Source organism: Sediminicola luteus (assembly GCF_002514735.1).
In the GTDB taxonomy this organism is placed as follows: Bacteria; Bacteroidota; Bacteroidia; order Flavobacteriales; family Flavobacteriaceae; genus HQA918.
Map to the genome: position 1 here is coordinate 460243 of NZ_NBWU01000005.1, position 24151 is coordinate 484393.

Genomic DNA, 24151 nt, shown 5'->3' on the forward strand with positions numbered 1-24151 from the left:
TGTGGGGCCTTGGTAACGATAATCTTCTTTTTCTATGTGTATTTTGTTAAAACTGTAAAGCCACGTTCAGGTCGAACTCGTCGTAAATGGCCTTGTCTCCTAAAGCGCTAAAAATACTGGCAGATTTGTATTCTATTCCGTATTTGGTGCGATCTACCTTTAATTCGGCCATAGCTTTGTTCCCGTTTACCGTCATTACAAAACTAATAGGATGGGTCTTTCCTTTAATGGTCAGATCACCGGTTATCTCATAAGTATCAGCGCCAGTAGCCGCAACTTGTTTCATTGTAAAACTAGCCGTAGGGTGGTTGGCCGTACCAAAGAAATCATCCGATTTCAAATGGCCCTCTAACTTGCCTTTGTATTCCCCCTCTAGATCGGTACAGGCAATACTGGCCATGTCTACCGTGAATGAACCACCAGTTAGCTTACCGTTTGCCATTTCCAAATGACCCGATTTTAGATTGATGGTGCCCTCGTGGGAACCGGTTACCTTATGCCCTTTCCATACCACGGTACTTTCAGATACTTTAATATCCTTCTTGTCTCCCTTAATGGGTTCCGTAGCTTGGGCGTTGGCGAATACCAAGGCGATTACAAGGCTAAAAATGCTCTTTTTCATGGGTGTTGTTTTTAGTTTATAAGTGTTTAAAATTTATCTAATAGTTGGTTCAATTGAACCAGATCTTCCTTTTCGAAATTCTTAAAAATGGCCTGCTCCGTTTGGTGTACGATGACACTCATTTGTTCCAAGTCGCGAAGGCCTTTATCGGTTATACGTATTTCTACTTCCCTGCGGTTGTTGGGGCATAGCGTACGTTCTACCTGGCCTTTTTTCATCAACTTGTCTACGATCCTACTGGTATTGCTCATTTTGGTTACCATACGGGAGTTGATTCCTGACAGGTTAATGGGGCTTCCTTTTTGGCCCCGAAGTATACGGAGGACGTTAAAATGTTGCAGGGTTGTATCCATGGACTCCATGGCCAAGTTCATACGCTCCTTTACGGATTGGCAAACTAGACTCAAATGGATGGCCGTACGGCTTGGCAGCGGCATATTGACCTTGGTCTGTATGATTTTTTCAACTTCCATGTAGGTACAACTATTTACTATGCAAATATAAAATCAATTTTGGATGATGAGGTAAAAGGAAGCTTAAACTTGTGTTAAAGATGTTATGTTGGGGGCAGAATTTTGAACGGCTTGAGTCCGATAGAAAGAAATATGGCGATCGTAACAAATGTGACAGTTTGCGTTAGTCGGTTTTATGTATTTTTGGACATTGATAAAAAATAGACTATGGCTGATTTAAACCAAGAAGAATGGACTAGCCGCTTAGCCGCGGACGATAACGCTTTTATTTTGGATGTACGCACCGCAGACGAAGTGTCTGAAGGATATATTCCTGGGGCTACCAATATCGATATTTTTATGGGACAGGGCTTTTTGGATGCCTTGGAAGAGCTCGACAAATCAAAAAACTATTATGTATATTGTAGGTCGGGTAACCGCAGTGGCCAAGCCTGTGCCTTAATGAACCAGGCCGGTTTTGAGACCGCTTATAACCTAATGGGTGGTTTTATGTCTTGGGACGGCGAGGTAGCCCAATAAGCTCCAAAAGTTTACTGGTGATGTAAACCTCTTATGTCTAATTGAGGGCATATGAAAGAGGAATTGCTTCATTTTATTTGGAAATACGCAAAGTTTCCCTTGAACGGTCTTTCGACGGTTTCAGGGGAAACTTTGTCGGTTAAAAACCTGGGTAGGCACAACCACTTGGCAGGCCCCGATTTTTTGGAAGCGCAAATTTGGATAGGGGGCCAATTGTGGGCCGGTAGCGTAGAGATCCATGTAAAAAGCTCCGATTGGTTTAAACACAACCATCAGTCCGATACCAACTATAATAACGTAATTCTGCACGTGGTTTGGGAACACGACCTCCCGGTTGTTCGCCCTACCGGGGAAACCATTCCTACACTTCAATTGGCCAAGGTTATCCCAAAAACTTTTGTAAATAGTTACCGCCAACTGATGCAGCCCAAGTCTTTTGTGAATTGCGAAACGGATCTACATCAATTTAATGGGTTTGACCGGGAACATTGGTTGGAAAGGGTGTTTTTCGAGCGACTGGAGACCAAAGCGAAAAAGGTGTATGCCCTATTGGAACAAACCGCCAACAATTGGGAGCAGGTTTTATTTCTAATGTTGTTAAAGGGTTTCGGTACTAAAGTGAATGGGGAGTTCTTTTTACAACAAGGGCTTAAAATCCCCATTCAGGTTTGGCGAAGTTGTCTTAACGACCCCTTGGAATTGGAAGCATTGCTTTTCGGTACCATGGGTATGTTTTCCAAAGAAGAGCCTCAAGATACCTATTTTAATGAGCAATCAAATAGGTTTACTTATCTGAAGCATAAGTTTAGGCTACAGGAATCCTATGGGCCCGGGGCCAATTATTACGGATTGCGCCCACCGAATTTCCCAACCCTTCGCCTGGCACAATTAAGTCGATTGCTCTGTAGGGAAAAACAGTTGTTTCTTGAACTGATGCAAACTTGGCAGGTGGAACAACTTAAATCGCTATTGCAGGTAAGGCTAAATGACTATTGGGCCAGTCATTTCGTTTTTGGGAAATCGGTGGTCGAAAAAACACGGTCTACTACCGATTCATTTCTAGAGTTGTTGTTGGTCAATACCGTAATACCGTTAAAATTCGCCTATGCCAAGTATAAAGGCCAGCAGGCAACTGAAAAGCTACTCGAATTGGTAATGCAATTAAAACCTGAAAAGAACACCGTTATTAACCGATTTGCGATGCGGGGTTGGCAGGCCGATCATGCCCTGCACACCCAAGCCCTACTCGGTTTGTATACCCAATATTGCCAACAACATCGTTGTTTGCAATGTGCTGTGGGTTCAAGATTGCTTCATGACTAAAAAGGTAATCTCAATTCTAATACCCAAGATAAATTTTCGAAAGGAACAAATTCGTTGAATTTGCATTATGACAAGGGGATAGGGGGTTTAACTCGAAATGCCTAAATTTATCCTCAAAATCAAACTAGCCGTAAAGGCCCGCATGAAAATCCAGCATCAATTATTGTATTCCTTGCAAAAAAGGGGTTTCGAAGTATGTAGGCGTATAGCCGAACGATTGGGTATTCGCACCAAAATCGTACGTACATCTTTTATCTACCTCACTTTTGTGACCTTAGGTTTCGGATTTGCCCTGTACCTTTTTCTGGCCTTTTGGTTAAAAATCAAAGATTTGGTCTATACCAAAAGGACCTCGGTCTTTGATCTTTGAAACGGTTGCAATGGGAATAACCTAACATGTTGGGTGGGTTTCCTTTGTACCAAAGAATGAAATGGTATAAAATAGATTTGTGAAGCATATTTTTAGATCCAAAATTTATACGGCTGTAGCCCTCTTGGTATCGGTGCTTTTGGTCGGGACCATGGGGTTTAAGTGGTTAGAAGACTTTACCTGGCTCGATTCATTGTATATGACCGTTATTACCATGACCACGGTGGGCTTTAGTGAAGTGTCTCCCTTAGATACTTCGGGTCGTATTTTTACCATTGCCCTAATTTTGTACAGTGTATTGGTCTTGGGGTATTCCATTTCCATTATTACCGAATACATTATGGGGAGGAATTCCCTGCAAATCCTAAAACGAAAGAAAGTGAAAAGCAAGATCAAAGACCTAAAGGAACATGTGATCGTCTGTGGTTTCGGACGTAACGGGATGCAGGCCGCCGAACGCCTTACGGCTTTTAACAGGCCTTTTGTGGTTATAGAACGCAACAAAGAAATCGTAGAGAAATACGAGGAGGAAATTCTTTTTGTAGAAGGCGATGCCAATGAAGATGAGGTGCTCTATGAGGCGGGGATAGACCGGGCCAGTTATTTGATTACCGCCATGCCAGATGATGCAGCCAACTTATTCGTGGTGCTCTCGGCCCGGCAATTAAACCAAAAGCTTTTCATTATCTCAAGGGCCAGTCAGGTGGGGTCTTTTAAAAAATTGCAATTGGCTGGGGCCAATAAGGTAATTATGCCCGATCGCATTGGTGGCGACCATATGGCCTCGCTCGTGGTGAACCCCGATTTGATCACCTTTATGGACAACCTCTCTACCGATGGCCATACCACTAACTTGGAAGAGGTCGCCATTGAAGCCTTGGAAGATAAATTGGAGAATGCCTCTATACGCGGCTTGGACTTAAGGCGCAAAACAGGTTGTACCATAATCGGTTATGTTACCCCCGAAGGTGAATATATTATCAATCCAGAGCCGGAACTTACCCTTTTGCCAGGTAGTAAGGTAATCGTTTTGGGTAGGCCCGAACAGATTCAGAAGCTGAATAAGATGTTCCATATCGATCCTACCGAAGTATAGGCATAGCCTCTGTTTTATGTGGAATAAAGCCTTGGTTGCCTAACATGGGCTAGCTGAGCTAAGGTCTTTTGGCTGCGGCCATTCTTTTGGCAGCTTGATACCTTATAATTTGATTGGCTAGGATTTTTTTAGGATATTGTTCGCCGCTAACAACTAATTCAAATTTTAAAAACGTATTATGAAGAAGTTTCTTGCGCCTTTTTTGATGGCGATGTTACCCCTAATTTCAACAGCCCAAGAAAAAGGTCTAGATCAACAGATCGATGAAGCGTTTAAGCCTATTTCCGATTTTTTCAGCAGTGTAATCTTCTTCAACGTATGGCACGATCCCGACATTCCGTTCGTATTGGTTCTATTGGTGGGTAGTGCCTTGTTTTTTACCCTGTATTTTAAATTCCCGAATATTTTCCATTTTCCAACGGCCATTAATGTGGTACGTGGTAAATATGACGATGTAGACCATCCTGTGGTTGAGCCTGCTTATGGCGATGTAACCCCAGGTGGCGATAGTATTGAAACCATTCGCGATGAAAGTAAAGAGGGTGAGGTCTCCCACTTTCAGGCTTTGGCTACGGCAGTTTCGGGTACCGTGGGTAACGGAAATATTGCCGGTGTGGCCTTAGCGATCGCCTTAGGTGGCCCGGGAGCAACCTTTTGGATGGTAATCTGTGGTCTTTTGGGTATGTCCACCAAATTCGTGGAATGTACCTTGGGGGTGCAATACCGCGATGTGGGTGAAGATGGTACCGTATATGGTGGCCCCATGTACTATTTGTCAAAAGGATTAAAGGACAAAGGTTTTAAAACATTGGGCAAGATAGCGGCGGTTATCTTTGCTATTTTCTGTATCGGGGGATCTTTTGGGGGCGGTAACGCGGCCCAATCGAACCAAGCCACCGTGGTTTTAAAAGAACTTATGGGGCTAGAAAGTACCAGTGCCGGTGCCATTATCGGACTTGTATTGGCCATTATAGTAGGTGTGATCATTATCGGTGGTATCAAAAGGATCGCTACCGTAACCGAAAAAGTAGTGCCTTTTATGGCTTTGCTATACATCTTGGCCTGTCTGTATATATTAGGTAGTAACTTCAGCTTGGTAGACGATGCCTTTGGTTTGATCGTATCCGAGGCTTTTAATCCGCAGGCTATCGGCGTTGGCGGATTTATCGGGGTTTTGTTGGTCGGTTTTAAAAGAGCGGCCTTCTCTAACGAGGCAGGTGCCGGTTCGGCTTCTATTGCCCACTCGGCCGTAAAAACAAAATATTCCGCTTCAGAAGGTTTGGTAGCCTTGTTGGAGCCCTTTATCGATACCGTAGTTATCTGTACCATGACCGCCTTGGTTATTATCGTGTTCAACTTCGGAGGTTTCTTCGAGTACGGTGGCGATGGTACCGGAGGGGTATTGATCGAAGGGGTGCGTTTAGAAGGTGCCGGTATTACCTCGGCCGCCTTTGCCGAGTATATTCCTTTCTCCAATGTATTCTTGACCGTTGCGGTGGTATTGTTCGCCGTGTCTACTATGATTTCTTGGTCATATTACGGATTACAATCGTGGAAATTCCTTTTCGGAAGGGGTAAGACCGCCGATTTAGTATACAAACTATTGTTCTTGACCTTTGTGGTTATCGGTGCTGCGGCCAGTATGAAATCTATTTGGGATTTCTCCGATGCCATGATCTTTGCCATGGTGTTCCCGAACATGGTCGGTCTCTATTTCTTGATGCCGGTTGTGAAAAAGCAATTGGGAAGATATCTTGAAGCCATTAAAGGCAACAAGTCATAAGCGAAAAAAAAATGAAAGATTGGAAATCCCACTTCAGTTTCACAAAACAGGAACGGAGTGGGATTTTCTTTTTGTTGGCCCTGGTGGTCGTATTGCAATTGGGGTATTGGTGGCTGGCCAACCGACCGGCTGCTACAATACCAACAATAGTAGTAAATGAAGAGGGCCAACGCTGGGTAGACAGTCTTAAAGCCGCGCAGCAGAAAGATAGTGCCCGGGTGTTCTTGGTCAACCCTAATTATCTGTCTGATTATAGGGCGTATGTATTGGGTATATCTGCCGAGGCTTTGTCTCGGATTCAAGCCTATCGAAATAATGGTAAGTATTTTAATGATGCTGCCGGGTTTCAAGAAGTCGCCCAATTACCCGATTCTACTTGGCAACAAGTAAAGCCACTGCTGAAATTTCCAAAAATCTTTAAACGGGGTCAAAAGGTAAAAGTGGCTTCTTCCGATAATGGAGTTAGGGTGAAAAAGGATATAAACACCGCCACGGAAGCCGAGTTGAGCAAGGTTCGTGGTATAGGGGAGGTGCTTTCTAAACGTATTGTAAAATTCCGTACCAGTCTGGGCGGTTTTCTGGACGATGCCCAAGTACGCGAAACTTTTGGTTTGGAACCGGAAGTGGCCGATAGGTTGCTACAAGTATTCAAGGTGGTAGATGCGCCTCAGATTAAAAAAGTCTTGATTAACCAAGCTTCGGCCGGTCAATTGGCGGCCAATCCGTATATACGTTACCAAGATGCCCGGAAAATAGTAGCCCTGCGCGATAGTTTGGGACGTATTTCCAATTGGTCGGAAATTACCGCCATTCCCGGTTTTCCGAAGGAACGGATTGCTAGAATTCAGTTATATTTGTCCCTTGATTAAAAAGGGAAGTTTTTTCCGGTTTTGGTTAGCTGATTTTTTCAGAATCGTGTAAGGGCTAAAGCAGGAATACTCGTTTTTCGAGTTAACAGGTATAGCAAGAATTTTATGGATAATAGGTATTTGTCCGAAGAGCATCGGCTTTTTCGTGAAAGTTTAAAGGACTTTTTGAAAAAAGAAGTAGTGCCGCATGTAGATCGCTGGGAACAAACCGGATCTATTGATCGTGAAGTGTGGAAGAAGTTTGGCGATATGGGGTATTTCGGACTGCATTATCCCGAAGTCTATGGCGGACTGGATCTGGATCTATTTTATACCCTGATACTTTTAGAGGAATTACAATGCGTGAATTCCGGTGGATTTGCCGCAGCCATTTGGGCCCATGTGTATTTGGCCATGACCCATTTGGCCAAAGAAGGCGATGAGCGTATTAAACAAGAGTATTTGGCGCCGAGTATTACAGGCGATAAAATCGGTTGTTTGTGTATCACCGAACCTTTTGGGGGTTCCGATGTGGCCGGAATGCGATCCATAGCCAAGAAGGATGGTGATCACTATATTTTGAACGGATCCAAAACCTTTATTACCAATGGGGTGTATAGCGATTATTTGGTGGTAGCTGCCAAAACTTCACCTGAACTGGGTAATAAGGGTATCAGTATTTTTGTGGTGGATCGCGATACCCCCGGGGTTTCCGCGACCAAACTCGATAAATTGGGCTGGCGTGCTTCCGATACGGGCGAAATCGCATTTGATAATGTAAAGATTCCGGTCGCCAACCTGATGGGGGAAGAGGGCAAGGGCTTTGCCTACATCATGCAGCATTTTGCTTTGGAACGTTTGGTTATGGGTATCAATGCCCATGCCCGTGCCGAATTTGCCCTCGATTATGCCCTGCAATATATGTCGGAGCGCACGGCTTTTGGCAAGAACATCAATAGTTTTCAGGCCTTAAGGCATACCATGGTAGAGCATTATGCCGAAATGGAGGTCTGTAAAGAATACAATTATGCCATTACCGCCCGTCTCGATAAAGGGGAATACGTGGTAAAAGAGGCAACGATATCCAAATTAATGTCCACTAAAATGGCCGATAAGGTCATTTACGATTGCTTGCAGATGCTTGGGGGGTATGGGTATATGGAAGAATACCCCATGGCCCGTATGTTGCGCGATAGTCGCCTTGGGCCTATCGGTGGGGGTACCTCAGAGATTTTGAAAGAGATCTTATCGAAAATGATCGTAGATAAAAAGAGTTATAAGCCGGCGACCGATGTCTAAAGCAAAGGGAGGAATTGGGTTTCAAGTCTAATTTTCATCTTTTCCTTTGTCCTTTAATCTATTGTCGTATATTTGCGGCCCGAATGCTAAAAGAGAGGAGGTAGTCAGATATGCTTATTATACCAGTAAAAGAAGGAGAGAATATTGACAGGGCGCTGAAGCGTTTCAAGCGTAAGTTCGACAGAACTGGCGGAATGCGTCAACTAAGAAGCCGTAAACAATATGTAAAGCCATCTGTTGTTCGTAGAACCCAGATTCAAAAGGCACAATACATCCAGCATCTTAGAGATCAAGAAGAAATCTAGGTTATAGCTATTGTACAATATACATTTCCCCTTTGGGCTTCGCCCGGAGGGGATTTTTTTTGCTCGATACTCCTGACTGCCGTTTGGAATGTTGCTCTAGGGTAAAGAGGGTCTGGATGCTTCGGAATGTAGAAAGAAAATTTCGTCGATTTTCTTTTTGGTTAATTTGAGGAGTTGGACTTGGATTTTTATTAGTGTTCGAAGTTAGGTGTTATCCTGATTGTACCCGTACAGCTGTCAGGACGGGGCGCTTTGCTGTCCTATGGTGTGAGTAGAGCATAGAAAATAAGTTTTTTGGTGTTAAAGTTTTGCGTTATGGTTTTCTTTAATTGTGCTCAATCGAATCAAATTAAGAGAAACTATACAGGTTTGGTTTAGAAGTAACAAAAATGTAATTGCCAGACATTCAGCAGTCTTTTTTCTTTGTTCTTTGCTCTTTTGGTCTGAAGCCATCAAGTTTAGGATGGCTTCGTTCGAATTTTTCATTTCCCCATTGTTTTATAGGTGACTTTCGTACCTTGTTGTTTCTATTTTAGAGCATGGCCTTAGATGCATTTTTAGATTATTTAAAGGTAGAGCGTAATTACTCTAAGCATACCCTAGAGGCTTATGGTAAAGATTTAAGTGATTTTACTGGCTTTTGTGAGCAAGGGGATGGGGTGTTGGTAGCCGCGGCCCAATATATTCATATACGATCTTGGATCGTGGCCTTGTCGCAGCAAGGGGTGTCCAATAGGTCTATTAATAGAAAGGTGTCTTCGTTACGGGCGTATTACAGATTTTTGCGCAAGATCGGACAACGAACCGATGATCCTTTGGTAAAACATCGGGCGCTAAAAGTGGCCAAACAAGTCGAAGTGCCTTTTTCGCAACAGGAGATGGATGCCGTGCTTTTACAGATAGATTATGGGGAAGGCTTTACAGGGGCTAGGGATAAAGCAATGGTCGAGTTGTTATATGGTACGGGCATGCGTAGGGCCGAGTTGATCGAATTGCGCCTATCCGATGTAGATTTTTCCGGTCGTACATTAAAGGTGTTGGGTAAACGTAATAAAGAACGCTTGATCCCTATATTGGATACCTTGTCCCAAACACTTTCCGAATACCTGAAGTATCGTAACCAATTGGCTACATTGGAAGCTAACGAATATTTCTTTTTGTTGGAATCGGGCAAGAAAATCTATCCCAATCTTGTTTATCGTACCATTAATAAGTATCTTGGAGAGGTGTCGGCCAAGGTAAAAAAAAGCCCACATATGCTCCGACACACCTTTGCGACCCATTTATTGGCCCAAGGTGCCGATATCAACTCCGTAAAAGAGCTTCTAGGTCATGCCGGTTTGGCTGCTACACAGATTTATACCCATCAGGGCATAGCCGAACTGAAAAAAGTACATAGGTCGGCGCATCCGCGCAACAAAGGTTAGGGCAATTGTCTAATTTTAATTTTTGTTCTATGAGAGTACATGCGCAATCCGTAAATTTTAACGCAGATGCCAAATTGATCGATTTTGTTCAGCAACGCATGGACAAGCTCGATCTTTTTTATGATCGTGTGATCCATTCCGATGTGTTTATGAAGGTGGAAAACACGAGTGCTAAAGAGAATAAAGTGGTGGAAATCAAGGTGCACGTGCCCAAGGATAGCTTTGTGGTAAAGAAACAATGTAAGTCGTTCGAGGAAGCTGTTGACTCGGCCTGTAGTTCCTTGGAAAGACGCCTGATCAAACGAAAACAGAAATTGAAATCGAAGGCAGTTTAAATTTTTTTCGCCAAAAATTTTGATTAAAAAAATAAAGCTCTACATTTGCAGTCCGTTAGAAATAGCGGACTTTTTTACAGCCGATTTGGAGGTAAAAATGCCGATATAGCTCAGCTGGCTAGAGCAGCTGATTTGTAATCAGCAGGTCGTGGGTTCGAGTCCCTCTATCGGCTCAAGTTCATTGAAAAAGTAAATTGAAAATATAGGTTTTGGGGAGATACTCAAGCGGCCAACGAGGGCAGACTGTAAATCTGCTGGTTTTACCTTCGCAGGTTCGAATCCTGCTCTCCCCACTAAATTTTTCTTTGCAAGAATAAAAACTTGTTTTTATCTTTGCAGACCTTTTGTCGGGCCCTATGGGGCAAGGCAATAAACGCGGGAGTAGCTCAGTTGGTAGAGCGTCAGCCTTCCAAGCTGAATGTCGCCGGTTCGAACCCGGTCTCCCGCTCCAAATTAGTCCATCTTTACTTCTTTGTTAAAAAGAGAGGTAGGTATGGACTAAAAGCCGGTGTAGCTCAGGGGTAGAGCGCTTCCTTGGTAAGGAAGAGGTCACGAGTTCAACTCTCGTCATTGGCTCAATTTCGGTATAATTTGTACACTAATATAAACTAAGTTAAATTCATTTAAAATGGCTAAGGAAACTTTTGATCGTTCCAAACCGCACTTAAATATCGGTACCATTGGACACGTGGATCACGGTAAGACTACCTTGACTGCAGCTATTACTACAGTATTGGCTAACGCCGGTCTGTCTGAAAAGAGGGATTTCGATACTATCGATAACGCTCCTGAAGAGAAGGAAAGGGGTATTACCATTAACACTTCCCACGTTGAGTATCAAACAGCTAACCGTCACTACGCCCACGTTGACTGTCCTGGTCACGCGGATTACGTAAAGAACATGGTTACTGGTGCTGCCCAAATGGACGGTGCTATCTTGGTTGTTGCTGCTACTGACGGGCCTATGCCGCAGACTCGTGAGCACATCCTATTGGGTCGTCAGGTTGGTATTCCTCGTATCGTTGTTTTCTTGAACAAAGTTGATATGGTGGATGATGAAGAGCTTTTGGAGCTTGTTGAGATGGAAGTGCGTGAGTTGCTTTCTTTCTACGAGTACGATGGTGATAATGGTCCTGTTATCTCTGGTTCTGCTTTAGGTGCCTTGAACGGTGAGCAAAAGTGGGTTGATACCGTAATGGAGTTGATGGAAGCTGTTGATACTTGGATCGAACTTCCTAAGCGTGATGTAGATAAAGATTTCTTGATGCCAATCGAGGATGTATTTACTATTACTGGTCGTGGTACTGTTGCTACTGGTCGTATCGAAACTGGTGTTGCCAACACAGGTGATGCTGTTGATATTATCGGTATGGGTGCTGAAAAACTTTCTTCTACCATTACTGGTGTTGAGATGTTCCGTAAGATTTTGGATCGCGGTGAGGCCGGTGATAACGTAGGTATCCTTTTGAGAGGTATCGATAAGAGTGATATCAAGCGTGGTATGGTGATCTGTAAGCCAGGTTCTGTTACTCCTCACGCTAAATTCAAAGCTGAGGTGTATATCCTTAAGAAGGAAGAAGGTGGTCGTCATACACCATTCCATAATAACTACCGTCCACAGTTCTACGTTAGGACTACTGATGTTACCGGTAACATCAACCTACCTGATGGAGTTGAGATGGTAATGCCTGGTGATAACCTTACTATTACTGTAGATCTTATCCAGCCTATCGCCTTGAACGTAGGTCTTCGTTTCGCTGTTCGTGAAGGAGGTCGTACCGTAGGTGCTGGTCAGGTAACTGAAATCTTGGATTAATTTCCAATAGATTATAAAAGTATTTGAGGGTGTCCCGCCTTTTGGTGGGATACCTTTCAATGTAAAATAAGATCCTGCTTTGGTGGGGTTGGTATACGGGTGTAGCTCATCCCGATAGCTATCGGGAGGTAGAGCATCCAAAAAACGGGTGTAGCTCAGTTGGTAGAGCGCTGGTCTCCAAAACCAGATGTCGGGAGTTCGAGTCTCTCCTCCCGTGCGTAGTAGACGCACAGTCTTAAAGAACCATTATAATAATCGCATCATGCTAACATATATCAAAGAATCCGTAGAGGAACTTAGGAATAACGTGACCTTGCCTTCAAGGGCCGAATCTTCCAATCTTATGGTGGTGGTAGCGGTATTCTCTATTCTCTTCGCTTTGGCCACTTGGGGTGTAGATAGCGCCTTTGCACAGGTGATCAAGGCTTATTTCGGATTTTTATCTGGTAACTAAATCCAATCGGTTATGTCTGAAGTGTTAGAGAAAAAATGGTATGTGGTTCGGGCCGTAAGTGGTCAAGAAAACAAAATCAAAGGATATATCGAGAGTGAGGTTGCCCGTCATGGGTTGGCCGATTACCTAGAAGAGGTGTTAGTGCCTATGGAAAAGGTAATCCAGATTCGTAACGGCAAAAAAATAAACAAAGAGCGTGTTTATTTTCCTGGGTATATCATGGTAAAAGCCAATTTAGGTGGTGAGATGGTGCACGTTATCCGTTCCATTACCAATGTGATCGGCTTTTTAGGTGAAACCAAAGGTGGTGATCCCGTGCCTTTGCGTAAGTCTGAGGTAAACCGAATGTTAGGTAAGGTAGATGAGTTGGCCGTGAGTAAAGATCAGGTGGCCATACCTTATGTGATCGGTGAGACCGTTAAGGTGATCGACGGACCGTTCAATGGTTTTAACGGTAGCGTAGAGAAGGTGAACGAAGAAAAGCGTAAGCTTGAGGTTATGGTAAAGATCTTTGGTAGAAAGACGCCGCTTGAGCTTAGTTATATGCAGGTAGAAAAAATTTAGAACTGTTACATCTTTATAGGTGCATAGCTTCCAATTTATGCACTGTAATTAATCAAACACAATGGCAAAAGAAGTAAGTAAAGTAGTTAAACTACAAGTTAGGGGAGGTGCTGCGAATCCGTCGCCACCGGTTGGACCCGCTTTAGGTGCCGCAGGTGTTAACATCATGGAGTTCTGTAAGCAATTTAATGCGCGTACACAGGACAAACAAGGTAAGGTTTTACCGGTTGTTATCACCGTATACAGCGATAAGTCATTCGAATTCGTTGTTAAGACACCGCCGGCGGCAGTTCAGCTTTTGGAAGCGGCTAAGATTAAAAAAGGATCCGGAGAACCCAACCGTAGTAAGGTAGGCTCTGTAACCTGGGATCAGGTAAAACAGATTGCCGAAGACAAAATGCAAGATCTCAACGCGTTTACCGTTGAGTCTGCTATGAGTATGGTAGCCGGTACGGCACGTTCAATGGGGCTTAAGGTTTCCGGAACCCGTCCATTTTAATCTTTAAAGTATTCTAGAAATGGCAAAACTCACTAAAAAGCAAAAAGAAGCACGCGCCAAAGTAGATAAGAACAAATTGTATTCTTTGGAAGAAGCTTCTGCTTTATTAAAAGAAATCACCAACGTAAACTTCGATGCTTCTGTAGACATCGCCGTACGTTTGGGTGTAGATCCTAGAAAAGCGAATCAAATGGTACGTGGGGTGGTAACCCTACCGCATGGTACCGGTAAAGATGTAAAGGTGTTGGCCTTGGTTACTCCAGACAAAGAGTCTGAAGCCAAAGAAGCTGGTGCTGATTACGTTGGTTTGCAAGAGTATTTGGATAAGATCAAAGGCGGTTGGACAGATGTTGATGTCATCATCACTATGCCAAGTGTTATGGGTAAATTGGGTCCTTTGGGTCGTATTTTGGGTCCTCGCGGACTTATGCCGAACCCTAAGACCGGTACCGTAACCATGGATGTAGCCAAAGCCGTAAGCGAGGTTAAAGCTGGTAAAATTGATTTTAAGGTTGATAAGACCGGAATCGTTCATGCCGGTATCGCCAAAGTTTCCTTCCCAGCGGAGAACATCGTTGGAAATGCCAAGGAGCTTTTGGATACCTTGCAGAAAATGAAGCCATCGGCCGCTAAGGGGGTATATATGAAGAGTATCTACCTTTCCAGTACCATGAGCCCAAGTATACAGTTAGATCCCCGGATCGTTAGCTAATCATTGATCGTCTAAAGACTAAATCATGACAAGAGAAGAAAAACAAAGCGTTATAGAGGATCTTACTGCAACCTTGGCCGAGAGTTCTACCATTTATTTGGCTGATATCTCTGGTTTGGACGCCGGTACTACCTCAGATTTAAGAAGGGCTTGTTTTAAGGCCGACATCAAATTGTCGGTGGTTAAAAACACCCTGCTTGCCAAAGCTATGGAAGCTTCCGATAAAGATTTTGGCGAATTGCCAGAGGCTTTGAAAGGGAATACTTCCATGATGCTTGCCGAAACTGGTAATGCCCCAGCTAAATTGATCAAGAACTTCCGTAAGAAGAGCGACAAGCCTTTATTGAAAGGTGCTTTTGTAGAGGAAGCAGTTTATTTGGGAGACGACCAGTTAGAGACCTTGGTGAACATCAAGTCCAAGGAAGAGTTGATAGGAGATGTGATTACCTTGCTACAATCGCCTGCTAAGAACGTTATCAGCGGTCTTAAGTCTGGTGGTGGTAAGTTGGCCGGTATTCTTAAAACCCTATCCGAAAAATAAGTTCGCACTAATAATTATTATATTTTACATTTACATTAAACGATAGAAAAATGGCAGATTTGAAAGATTTCGCAGAACAGTTGGTAAACCTTACCGTAAAAGAGGTAAACGAGTTAGCCGACATCCTTAAAGAAGAGTACGGTATTGAGCCTGCTGCTGCTGCTGTAGCCGTTGCCGGTGGTGCCGCTGCCGGAGGTGGTGAAGCTGCTGAAGAGAAAACTGAATTCGATGTAATCCTTAAAGCCGCTGGAGGTTCTAAGCTAGCTGTAGTTAAGTTGGTTAAGGAATTGACCGGTCTTGGATTGAAAGACGCCAAAGAGATTGTTGATAGCGCCCCTAAAGCCGTTAAGGAAGGTGTTGCTAAAGACGAAGCTGAAGGTATCAAAAAATCATTGGAAGAAGCCGGAGCAGAAGTTGAGCTTAAATAAGAAGCGAATACCAATAATGTAATGGTTTAGGTCTTTCCGCCCTTTGGTGGCTAGACCTAAACCTTTTTATGCATATTGTGTATCAAGGCATACACAACCCCCATTTTTCTTAATTTATTTAATTAAATTTTGTCCATAGATGTTCACGACCAAAACTGAAAGAATCAACTTCGCATCCGCTAAGAACATACCGGATTACCCGGATTTCTTGGACATTCAGATCAAGTCTTTCCAGGATTTTTTCCAATTGGAGACCAAATCTGACGAAAGGGGCAATGAAGGGCTCTACAATACCTTCATGGAAAACTTCCCCATTACGGATACCCGTAACCAGTTTGTATTGGAATTTTTGGATTATTTCATTGATCCACCTAGATATAGTATTCAAGAATGTATTGAAAGGGGCCTTACCTATAGCGTTCCTTTAAAAGCTAGGCTTAAACTATACTGTACCGATCCCGAACACGAAGATTTCGAGACCATTGTACAAGATGTGTATTTGGGTACCATCCCTTATATGACGCCTAGTGGTACCTTTGTGATCAATGGCGCCGAGCGTGTGGTTGTATCACAGCTACACCGTTCACCTGGTGTGTTCTTTGGTCAGTCTTTCCACGCCAATGGTACCAAATTGTACTCCGCTAGGGTAATTCCTTTTAAAGGGTCTTGGATAGAATTCGCTACCGATATCAATGGTGTTATGTACGCCTATATCGATAGGAAAAAGAAATTACCGGTAACCACTTTGTTCCGTGCCATTGGGTACGAAAGGGATAAGGATATTTTGGAGATTTTTGACCTATCGGAAGAAATCAAGGTTTCCAATGCCGGACTTAAAAAAGTATTGGGTCGTAAATTGGCCGCTAGGGTATTGAATACCTGGCACGAGGATTTCGTAGATGAAGATACGGGTGAAGTGGTATCTATCGAAAGAAACGAAATCGTATTGGATCGTGACACCGTTTTGGAAAAAGAACACATCCAAGAAATTTTAGATGCCGATGTAAAGACCATTCTGTTGCATAAAGAGAACAATGCGCAGAGTGATTATGCCATTATACACAACACCTTACAGAAAGATCCTACTAACTCTGAAAAGGAAGCCGTAGAACATATCTACCGCCAGTTGCGTAATGCCGAACCACCAGATGAGGAAACGGCACGTGGTATCATCGACAAATTGTTCTTCTCTGACCAGCGTTATAACTTGGGTGAGGTAGGACGTTACCGAATGAACAAAAAATTAGGTCTTGATATCGGAATGGATAAGCAGGTGCTTACCAAAGACGATATTATTACCATTATCAAATATTTGATCGAGTTGATCAACTCTAAAGCGGAGATTGATGATATCGATCACTTGTCAAACCGTCGTGTACGTACCGTTGGGGAGCAGTTGTCTTCTCAGTTCGGTGTGGGTCTGGCCCGTATGGCCCGAACCATCCGTGAGCGTATGAACGTAAGGGACAACGAAGTATTTACCCCGATCGATTTGATCAATGCCAAGACTTTGTCTTCGGTGATCAACTCTTTCTTCGGTACCAACCAGTTGAGCCAGTTTATGGATCAGACCAACCCCTTGGCCGAGATTACACACAAGCGTCGTCTGTCTGCCTTAGGACCAGGTGGTCTATCGCGTGAAAGGGCCGGTTTCGAGGTACGTGACGTTCACTATACGCACTACGGTCGTTTGTGTCCGATTGAAACTCCTGAAGGACCGAACATTGGTCTTATTTCTTCACTTTCGGTGTTTGCCAAGGTAAACCCAATGGGCTTCTTGGAGACCCCATACCGCAAGGTAGAAGACGGAAAAGTAGATTTGGACAGTTTTATGTACCTATCTGCCGAAGAGGAAGAAGAGCGCAAGATCGCCCAAGCGAACATTCCGCTTAAAGAAGACGGAACCATTGATAGCGAAACCGTAATTGCCCGTGAAGATGGCGATTTCCCGGTGGTAGATCCTTCGGCCATTCAATATACCGATGTGGCGCCAAACCAGATCGCTTCCATCTCGGCTTCCTTGATCCCGTTCTTGGAACACGATGATGCGAACCGTGCCTTGATGGGATCGAACATGATGCGTCAGGCCGTACCCTTATTACGTCCGCAGTCACCTATCGTGGGTACCGGTTTGGAACGCCAAGTAGCTTCCGATTCCAGAGTATTGATCAATGCCGAGGATCATGGTGTGGTGGAGTACGTAGATTCACAGAAAATCACCATCCGTTACAATAAAACGGAGACTGAAAAGCTGATCAGCTTCGATAGCGAGAGCAAGACCTATAACCTTATTAAGTTCCGTAAGACCAACCAAGGTACTTCCATTAACCTAAAACCAATCGTTAAAAAAGGCGATAAGGTACGTAGGGGACAGGTACTTTGTGAGGGTTATGCTACTGAAAAAGGTGAGTTGGCCTTGGGTAGGAACATGAAAGTGGCCTTTATGCCTTGGAAAGGGTATAACTTTGAGGATGCGATCGTGATTTCTGAAAAAGTGGTACGTGAAGATATCTTTACCTCCATCCATATCGATGAATATTCATTAGAGGTTCGTGACACCAAATTAGGTGCCGAGGAACTGACCAACGATATCCCTAACGTTTCTGAAGAAGCTACCAAAGACCTTGATGAAAACGGTATGATCCGTATCGGGGCCGAGGTTAAGCCTGGTGATATCCTGATCGGTAAGATTACTCCGAAAGGGGAATCCGATCCTACTCCGGAAGAAAAATTACTTCGTGCCATTTTCGGTGATAAGGCCGGTGATGTAAAAGATGCTTCCTTAAAAGCTTCGCCATCTTTGCGTGGTGTGGTAATCGATAAGAAATTGTTCTCTCGTTCTATCAAAGACAAGCGCAAACGTACCGAAGATAAAGAGGCCATCTCTAAATTGGAGTTGGAATACGAAGTAAAGTTCCAGCAGCTAAAAGATGTGTTACTAGAGAAATTGTTCTCTTTGGTAAACGGAAAAACATCGCAAGGGGTACACAACGATTTGGGTGAGGAAGTACTTCCGAAAGGAAAGAAATACACCATGAAGATGTTGAACGCCGTAGACGATTTCGCCCACTTGGTTGGCGGAAGCTGGACTACGGATAAGGATACCAATGCCTTGGTGGCCGATTTGCTGCACAACTATAAGATTAAACTGAACGACCTTCAAGGTAACCTACGTAGGGACAAATTCACCATTTCGGTGGGGGATGAGCTACCTGCAGGTATCATGAAATTGGCCAAGGTATACATCGCCAAAAAGCGTAAGCTTAAGGTAGGTGATAAAATGGCGGGTCGTCACGGTAACAAAGGTATCGTGGCCCGTATCGTAAGACAAGAAGATATGCCTTTCTTGGAAGACGGTACGCCGGTAGACATCGTGTTGAACCCACTTGGGGTACCATCGCGTATGAACATTGGGCAGATCTACGAAACCGTATTGGGCTGGGCCGGATTGAACCTAGGTGAGAAGTTCGCTACCCCTATTTTCGATGGGGCCTCGCTAGACGAGATCAACGCACTTACCGACAAGGCCGGGGTACCACGTTTCGGACATACCCACTTGTACGATGGTGGAACCGGACAGCGTTTTGATCAGGCCGCTACCGTTGGTGTGATCTATATGCTGAAACTGGGCCATATGGTAGACGATAAGATGCACGCCCGTTCAATTGGACCATACTCACTTATTACCCAGCAACCTTTGGGTGGTAAGGCGCAGTTCGGTGGACAGCGTTTTGGGGAAATGGAAGTTTGGGCACTTGAGGCCTATGGTGCTTCTGCCACCCTAAGGGAGATCTTAACGGTGAAATCCGATGATGTTATCGGTAGGGCCAAAACCTACGAAAGCATCGTTAAGGGTGAATCCATGCCGGAACCTGGCTTGCCAGAATCCTTCAATGTATTGATGCACGAACTTAAGGGATTAGGTTTGGATATCCGTCTTGAGGAATAAAGCAACACTAGGTATATTTTAAGAATACGTTTTAAATAGCATAGCATTTTATCATGGCTAGAATAAAAGATAACAATACTCCTAAAAGGTTCGATAAGATTTCCATTGGTTTGGCATCGCCAGAGTCTATCTTGGCTGCTTCCAAAGGGGAGGTTTTAAAACCTGAGACCATTAACTACCGTACGCACAAACCAGAGCGTGATGGTCTTTTCTGTGAGCGTATCTTCGGTCCGGTTAAGGATTACGAATGTGCCTGTGGAAAATACAAGCGTATCCGTTACCGCGGTATCGTTTGTGACCGTTGTGGGGTAGAAGTTACCGAGAAAAAAGTACGTAGGGATCGTGTAGGGCACATCAACTTGGTGGTGCCGGTTGCCCATATTTGGTATTTCCGTTCCCTTCCTAATAAAATTGGATATCTATTAGGTCTTCCTTCCAAGAAATTGGATATGATCATTTACTACGAAAGGTATGTGGTTATCCAACCCGGTATCGCCAAAGGTCCGGAAGGGGAAGAGTTGAACAAAATGGATTTCCTTACCGAGGAGGAATACTTGAACATTTTAGAGAGTATCCCTACCGAGAACCAATATTTAGAAGACAACGACCCTAACAAATTCATCGCCAAGATGGGGGCCGAGTGTTTGATCGAGCTTTTGAGCCGTATCGACCTTAAGGAGTTGTCTTACCAATTGAGGCATAAGGCCAATACCGAGACCTCTAAGCAGCGTAAGACCGAGGCTTTGAAGCGTTTGCAGGTAGTTGAGGCCCTTCGCGAGTCGCAAGACAACCGCGAGAACAACCCAGAGTGGATGATCATGAAGGTCATTCCGGTAATTCCGCCAGAATTGCGTCCGTTGGTACCTTTGGATGGCGGTCGTTTCGCTACTTCCGATCTTAACGATCTATACCGTAGGGTAATTATCCGTAACAATCGTTTAAAGCGTTTGATGGAGATCAAAGCCCCTGAGGTGATCTTAAGGAACGAAAAGCGTATGCTTCAAGAGGCGGTAGATTCGTTGTTCGATAACACCCGTAAAGCTTCTGCGGTTAAAACCGAAAGCAACCGTCCGTTGAAATCTCTTTCCGATTCCTTAAAAGGTAAACAAGGGCGTTTCCGTCAGAACCTTTTGGGTAAAAGGGTAGATTACTCGGCACGTTCGGTAATTGTTGTTGGACCCGAGATGAAATTGTACGAATGTGGTCTGCCTAAAGACATGGCGGCCGAATTGTACAAGCCTTTCGTAATCCGTAAACTGATTGAGCGCGGTATCGTAAAAACGGTAAAATCCGCCAAGAAGATCATAGATAAAAAAGAGCCTGTAGTTTGGGATATCCTTGAAAATGTATTGAAAGGGCACCCTGTACTATTGAACCGGGCCCCCACATTGCACCGTTTGGGTATCCAGGCCTTCCAGCCTAAGCTGATCGAAGGTAAGGCGATTCGTCTACACCCCTTGGTATGTACCGCATTTAACGCGGATTTCGATGGGGATCAGATGGCGGTTCACTTACCGTTGGGCCCAGAGGCTATTTTGGAAGCCCAATTGTTAATGTTGGCTTCGCACAATATCCTAAACCCTGCGAATGGTTCGCCTATTACCGTACCTTCCCAGGATATGGTATTGGGGCTTTACTATATGACCAAAGAACGTAAGTCTACGCCAGAGTTCGAAGTGAAGGGTGAAGGTACTACCTTCTATTCTGAGGAAGAAGTGGTTATTGCCCATAGCGAGGGTAAAGTAGCCTTGAACGCCGGAGTAAAGGTGCGTGCCAAAGACTTTAACGAAGAAGGGGAGTTGGTGTATCAGATTATCGAAACTACGGTAGGGCGTATCCTGTTCAACAGGGTTGTGCCGGAAGCTGCTGGTTTCGTGAACAAGGTATTGAACAAAAAAGCCCTTAGGGATATTATTGGCGATATTTTGGCCGTAACCGATGTGCCAACTACAGCCGATTTCCTAGATAAGATTAAGACCATGGGGTACGAATTCGCCTTTAAAGGTGGCTTGTCGTTCTCATTGGGTGATATCATTATCCCAGCCGAGAAACACACCATGATCGAAGAGGCCCGTGGCCAGGTTGGTGGTATTATGACCAACTATAATATGGGTCTTATTACCAATAATGAACGTTACAATCAGGTAATTGACGTTTGGACCTCTACCAATGCCCAATTGACCGAGCTTTCCATGAAACGTATCCGTGAGGATCAGCAAGGGTTTAACTCGGTATATATGATGCTTGACTCTGGAGCGAGGGGATCTAAAGAGCAGATTCGTCAGCTTACCGGTATGCGTGGTCTGATGGCCAAGCCTAAAAAATCTACCGCCGGTGGTGGGGAGATTATCGAAAACCCAATTCTTTCGAACTTTAAGGAAGGACTTTCGATTCTAGAGTACTTTATCTCTACCCACGGTGCCCGTAAAGGTCTGGCGGATACGGCCTTGAAAACGGCAGATGCCGGGTACTTGACCCGTCGTTTGGTAGATGTAGCCCAAGATGTGATTGTAAATATAGACGACTGTGGTACTCTAAGGGGTATCGAGGTTTCCGCCTTGAAGAAAAACGAAGAGGTGGTCGAGACCTTGGCCGAACGTATTATCGGTAGGGTTTCTTTGTACGATGTGTACGATCCCATTACCGAAGAATTATTACTTAAAGGTGGTGAACAGATCATGGAGGCCGATGCCGCCCGTGTAGAGAACTCACCTATCGATAAGGTTGAAGTACGTTCTGCCCTTACTTGTGAGGCCAGAAAAGGTATTTGTGCCAAGTGTTATGGTCGTAACCTGTCTACCAATAAAATGGTACAACGTGGTGAAGCCGTTGGTGTGGTTGCCGCCCAGTCTATTGGAGAGCCGGGTACCCAGCTTACCCTACGTACGTTCCACGTGGGTGGTATCGCAGGAAACATTTCCGAAGAGAACCGTCTCGAAGTTAAATTCGATGGTAAGGCCGAAATCGAGGACTTACGTACCGTTAACGGAACGGATTCCGAAGGTAACGCCGTTAAGATCGTAATTTCACGTACTTCTGAGGTTAAGGTTATCGACGAGAAAACCGGAATCGTTTTGAGTACTAACAACATTCCTTATGGATCGCACTTGTTCATTAAAGACGGACAGAAACTGAAAAAAGGTGATGTCGTTTGTCAATGGGATCCATTTAACGGGGTTATCGTTTCTGAATTTGCCGGTAAGATCGGTTACGAGAATATAGAGCAAGGGGTTACTTATCAGGTAGAAATAGATGAACAGACCGGTTTCCAAGAGAAGGTTATCTCTGAATCTCGAAATAAGAAGTTGATCCCTACCTTACTTATCAAAAACGATAAGGATGAAGTGTTGCGTTCGTATAACCTTCCGGTAGGTTCTCATATTATGGTAGACGATGGCGATGCCATCGAAGAAGGTAAGGTATTGGTTAAGATACCACGTAAATCGGCCAAAGCGGGTGATATTACTGGTGGTCTTCCAAGGGTAACCGAGCTTTTCGAAGCCCGTAACCCGTCTAACCCTGCCGTGGTTTCTGAAATTGACGGTGTGGTTTCCTTTGGGAAGATTAAACGTGGTAACCGTGAAATTATCATCGAATCTAAATTGGGTGAGATCAAAAAGTACTTGGTTAAACTTTCGAACCAGATCTTGGTTCAAGAGAATGATTACGTACGTGCCGGAATGCCATTATCCGATGGATCCATTACCCCAGAAGATATTCTATCTATCAAAGGGCCATCTGCGGTGCAACAATACTTGGTGAACGAAGTACAGGAAGTTTACCGTTTACAGGGTGTGAAGATCAACGATAAGCACTTTGAGGTGGTTGTTCGCCAGATGATGCGTAAAGTACGTATCCAAGATCCAGGTGATTCTATTTTCTTGGAGAACCAATTGGTACATAAGTTCGACTTTATCGAGGAGAACGATGCCATGTACGGTAAAAAAGTAGTGGTCGAGGCCGGAGATTCCGAGAATCTTAAGGCTGGACAGATCATTACCGCACGTGAATTGCGTGACGAGAATTCTATCTTAAGAAGAAACGATAAAAACTTGGTTGAGGCCCGTGATGCGGTTGCTGCTACGGCCACCCCAATACTTCAAGGTATTACTAGGGCATCGTTACAGACCAAGTCGTTTATCTCTGCTGCATCCTTCCAGGAAACTACCAAGGTATTGAACGAAGCTGCTGTAAGTGGTAAGGTCGACGGATTGGAAGGTCTGAAGGAGAATGTTATCGTCGGTCACAGGATTCCAGCCGGTACCGGTATGAAGGATTACGAGAGCATCATCGTAGGTTCTAAGGAAGAATACGATGAGATTATGGCACGTAAGGAAGAATTCAAATTCTAAACAGCACCATGGATAATAACAAGAACCAGCAACAGATCAATATTGAACTGGACGAAAAAATGGCCGACGGAATCTATTCCAATTTGGCTATTATCAACCATTCGGTATCTGAATTTGTGGTAGACTTTATCTCAATGATGCCAGGAGCGCCAAAGGCCAAGGTGAAAAGCCGTATCGTGCTTACACCACAGCATGCCAAAAAGTTCCTAAAAGCATTGAACGATAATGTAAACCGGTTCGAAAAAGCCCATGGCACTATCAAGGATTACGAACAAACGCCAATACCCATGAATTTTGGTCCAACTGGCGAGGCGTAGGCCTGAATGATAAAAACCGTAAAATCCCGGATACGAAAGTGTCCGGGATTTTTTTGTCGATAATCGACACTGGATATAACTTCAGAATCTATAATCATAGGGAGAATCTTAAAGGATTA

General features: G+C 44.2%; 22 protein-coding genes and 5 tRNA genes. 25 read left to right on the forward strand and 2 right to left on the reverse strand.

The features are described 5' to 3' along the window. Positions 1 to 46: 46 nt before the first annotated feature. Together B7P33_RS17215 and B7P33_RS17220 are read right to left on the reverse strand one after the other, a co-directional pair. The gene (locus tag B7P33_RS17215) at positions 47 to 622 is read right to left on the reverse strand and encodes a YceI family protein (protein WP_097443455.1); all 576 of its coding nucleotides are present in this window, start codon (positions 620 to 622) and stop codon (positions 47 to 49) included. 26 nt (positions 623 to 648) lie between these two features. Continuing rightward, positions 649 to 1095 (reverse strand): MarR family winged helix-turn-helix transcriptional regulator, encoded by a 447-nt coding sequence (locus B7P33_RS17220; RefSeq protein ID WP_097443456.1) that lies wholly within the window; start codon positions 1093 to 1095, stop codon positions 649 to 651. A 207-nt stretch (positions 1096 to 1302) separates the two neighbouring features. Here B7P33_RS17220 and B7P33_RS17225 point away from each other — a divergent pair, with 207 nt between their 5' ends. From B7P33_RS17225 to B7P33_RS17345, 25 genes are all read left to right on the forward strand, one after another. After that, complete coding sequence (locus B7P33_RS17225) at positions 1303 to 1614, forward strand: rhodanese-like domain-containing protein (protein ID WP_097443457.1); 312 nt, start codon at positions 1303 to 1305, stop codon at positions 1612 to 1614. Between the two features lie 51 nt (positions 1615 to 1665). After that, the gene (locus B7P33_RS17230; protein WP_097443458.1) at positions 1666 to 2937 is read left to right on the forward strand and encodes a DUF2851 family protein; all 1272 of its coding nucleotides are present in this window, start codon (positions 1666 to 1668) and stop codon (positions 2935 to 2937) included. Between the two features lie 142 nt (positions 2938 to 3079). Beyond that, positions 3080 to 3307 (forward strand): PspC domain-containing protein, encoded by a 228-nt coding sequence (locus B7P33_RS17235; RefSeq protein WP_097443568.1) that lies wholly within the window; start codon positions 3080 to 3082, stop codon positions 3305 to 3307. Between the two features lie 79 nt (positions 3308 to 3386). Continuing rightward, positions 3387 to 4403, forward strand: a complete 1017-nt coding sequence (locus B7P33_RS17240; RefSeq protein WP_097443459.1) for a potassium channel family protein — start codon at positions 3387 to 3389, stop codon at positions 4401 to 4403. Between the two features lie 178 nt (positions 4404 to 4581). Beyond that, positions 4582 to 6186, forward strand: a complete 1605-nt coding sequence (locus tag B7P33_RS17245; protein ID WP_097443460.1) for an alanine/glycine:cation symporter family protein — start codon at positions 4582 to 4584, stop codon at positions 6184 to 6186. Positions 6187 to 6197: 11 nt separating this feature from the next. Then, complete coding sequence (locus B7P33_RS17250) at positions 6198 to 7055, forward strand: ComEA family DNA-binding protein (RefSeq protein WP_097443461.1); 858 nt, start codon at positions 6198 to 6200, stop codon at positions 7053 to 7055. A gap of 105 nt (positions 7056 to 7160) precedes the next feature. Next, positions 7161 to 8333, forward strand: coding sequence for an acyl-CoA dehydrogenase family protein (locus B7P33_RS17255; protein WP_097443462.1), 1173 nt, complete (start codon positions 7161 to 7163; stop codon positions 8331 to 8333). A gap of 110 nt (positions 8334 to 8443) precedes the next feature. Then, positions 8444 to 8638, forward strand: coding sequence for a 30S ribosomal protein S21 (gene rpsU, locus B7P33_RS17260; RefSeq protein ID WP_097443463.1), 195 nt, complete (start codon positions 8444 to 8446; stop codon positions 8636 to 8638). Positions 8639 to 9177: 539 nt separating this feature from the next. Further along, positions 9178 to 10065: a tyrosine-type recombinase/integrase gene (locus B7P33_RS17265; RefSeq protein ID WP_097443464.1), complete on the forward strand. Its 888-nt coding sequence runs from the start codon at positions 9178 to 9180 to the stop codon at positions 10063 to 10065. A gap of 29 nt (positions 10066 to 10094) precedes the next feature. Then, positions 10095 to 10400 (forward strand): ribosome hibernation-promoting factor, HPF/YfiA family, encoded by a 306-nt coding sequence (hpf, locus tag B7P33_RS17270; RefSeq protein WP_097443465.1) that lies wholly within the window; start codon positions 10095 to 10097, stop codon positions 10398 to 10400. A 99-nt stretch (positions 10401 to 10499) separates the two neighbouring features. Then, a tRNA-Thr gene (locus tag B7P33_RS17275) sits at positions 10500 to 10573 on the forward strand. A gap of 38 nt (positions 10574 to 10611) precedes the next feature. Then, positions 10612 to 10693: transfer RNA gene (locus tag B7P33_RS17280), tRNA-Tyr, on the forward strand. Between the two features lie 82 nt (positions 10694 to 10775). Further along, positions 10776 to 10851 (forward strand) — tRNA-Gly (locus B7P33_RS17285). 53 nt (positions 10852 to 10904) lie between these two features. Beyond that, positions 10905 to 10976, forward strand: a tRNA-Thr gene (locus B7P33_RS17290). 52 nt (positions 10977 to 11028) lie between these two features. Beyond that, complete coding sequence (gene tuf, locus B7P33_RS17295; protein ID WP_097443466.1) at positions 11029 to 12216, forward strand: elongation factor Tu; 1188 nt, start codon at positions 11029 to 11031, stop codon at positions 12214 to 12216. A 144-nt stretch (positions 12217 to 12360) separates the two neighbouring features. After that, positions 12361 to 12433, forward strand: a tRNA-Trp gene (locus B7P33_RS17300). A 45-nt stretch (positions 12434 to 12478) separates the two neighbouring features. Next, positions 12479 to 12670 (forward strand): preprotein translocase subunit SecE, encoded by a 192-nt coding sequence (gene secE, locus B7P33_RS17305; protein WP_097443467.1) that lies wholly within the window; start codon positions 12479 to 12481, stop codon positions 12668 to 12670. 12 nt (positions 12671 to 12682) lie between these two features. Further along, positions 12683 to 13234, forward strand: coding sequence for a transcription termination/antitermination protein NusG (gene nusG / locus B7P33_RS17310; RefSeq protein ID WP_097443468.1), 552 nt, complete (start codon positions 12683 to 12685; stop codon positions 13232 to 13234). Positions 13235 to 13295: 61 nt separating this feature from the next. Next, the gene (gene rplK, locus B7P33_RS17315; protein ID WP_097443469.1) at positions 13296 to 13733 is read left to right on the forward strand and encodes a 50S ribosomal protein L11; all 438 of its coding nucleotides are present in this window, start codon (positions 13296 to 13298) and stop codon (positions 13731 to 13733) included. 19 nt (positions 13734 to 13752) lie between these two features. Then, the gene (rplA, locus tag B7P33_RS17320; protein ID WP_097443470.1) at positions 13753 to 14445 is read left to right on the forward strand and encodes a 50S ribosomal protein L1; all 693 of its coding nucleotides are present in this window, start codon (positions 13753 to 13755) and stop codon (positions 14443 to 14445) included. 25 nt (positions 14446 to 14470) lie between these two features. Further along, positions 14471 to 14986 (forward strand): 50S ribosomal protein L10, encoded by a 516-nt coding sequence (gene rplJ, locus B7P33_RS17325; RefSeq protein WP_097443471.1) that lies wholly within the window; start codon positions 14471 to 14473, stop codon positions 14984 to 14986. Between the two features lie 50 nt (positions 14987 to 15036). Next, a complete protein-coding gene (gene rplL, locus B7P33_RS17330; protein ID WP_097443472.1) occupies positions 15037 to 15414 on the forward strand; it encodes a 50S ribosomal protein L7/L12 in 378 nt (125 codons plus the stop codon). Between the two features lie 139 nt (positions 15415 to 15553). After that, positions 15554 to 19363 (forward strand): DNA-directed RNA polymerase subunit beta, encoded by a 3810-nt coding sequence (gene rpoB, locus B7P33_RS17335; RefSeq protein ID WP_097443473.1) that lies wholly within the window; start codon positions 15554 to 15556, stop codon positions 19361 to 19363. A 53-nt stretch (positions 19364 to 19416) separates the two neighbouring features. Beyond that, on the forward strand, positions 19417 to 23715 hold the full coding sequence (rpoC, locus tag B7P33_RS17340) for a DNA-directed RNA polymerase subunit beta' (RefSeq protein ID WP_097443474.1): 4299 nt from the start codon (positions 19417 to 19419) through the stop codon (positions 23713 to 23715). 8 nt (positions 23716 to 23723) lie between these two features. After that, positions 23724 to 24032 carry a DUF3467 domain-containing protein gene (locus tag B7P33_RS17345; protein WP_097443475.1) on the forward strand — a complete coding sequence of 103 codons (309 nt, stop codon included), beginning with the start codon at positions 23724 to 23726 and terminating at the stop codon, positions 24030 to 24032. Positions 24033 to 24151: the final 119 nt, after the last annotated feature.